General features: G+C 71.6%; 1 protein-coding gene. It reads left to right on the top strand.

Annotation, left to right across the window (positions count from 1 at the left end; all coding sequences use genetic code 11):
- Positions 1 to 137: 137 nt before the first annotated feature.
- Entirely contained in the window at positions 138 to 653 is a 516-nt protein-coding gene (locus ACWJ6R_RS37390; protein ID WP_449066714.1) for an AAA family ATPase, read from the top strand.
- The last annotated feature ends 122 nt before the right edge of the window (positions 654 to 775 follow it).

Here is a 775-nt window from a genome sequence, read left to right as displayed (position 1 = left end):
GCCGACGGTACGGCGGCGTGTCTGGACGACGGCCACCCGGCGAGCTGACCGGCCTGGGCAGCGCGCCCGGACGCGGGCGACGGCCACCCGGCCGGCCCGGTCTTTTCGGGACGGCCGGCGACTCGTACGCTACGGCGGTGACCGGCTCGAACACCACGCGCCTGATCGTGCTGCGCGGCAACTCCGCCTCGGGCAAGAGCGCCGTCGCCGCGCGCCTGCGCGCCTGCTACGGGCGCGGTCTGGCGGTGGTGGGCCAGGACGCCATCCGCCGCGACATCCTCAAGGAGCCCGATGTCCCCGGGGCGGCGAATATCGGGCTGATCGACGTGGTGGCCCGCTACGCGCTGGATGCCGGCTACCACGTCGTCGTGGAAGGCATCCTGTACGCCGACCGCTACGGCCCGATGCTGACGGCCCTGGGCGCCGACCACCGCGGAGTGAGCCGCTTCTACTACCTCGACGTGCCGTTCGCCGAGACCCTGCGCCGGCACGCCACCAAGCCCACCGCCGACGCCTACGGCGAAGCAGAGATGCGCCGGTGGTACCGGCCGCGGGACCTGCTCGATGACGGACGTGAGGAGATCATCACTGCAGGCAGCTCGCTACAGGAGACCGTCCGGCGGATCCTGACCGACACCCGCCTGCACCGCTGATCCTCAGCTCGAAGGTTCAGCCGAGGTCGAAGGTCGCCACCATGGGCGCGTGGTCGGACTCGGGATACTTGCGGTCGACGGCGAAGGCGGCCATGCGACCTGCCGTTCGTGGCCTGCGTGAT

Source organism: Planomonospora algeriensis, assembly GCF_977012225.1.
This window is presented reverse-complemented; position numbering and strand designations above follow the sequence as displayed.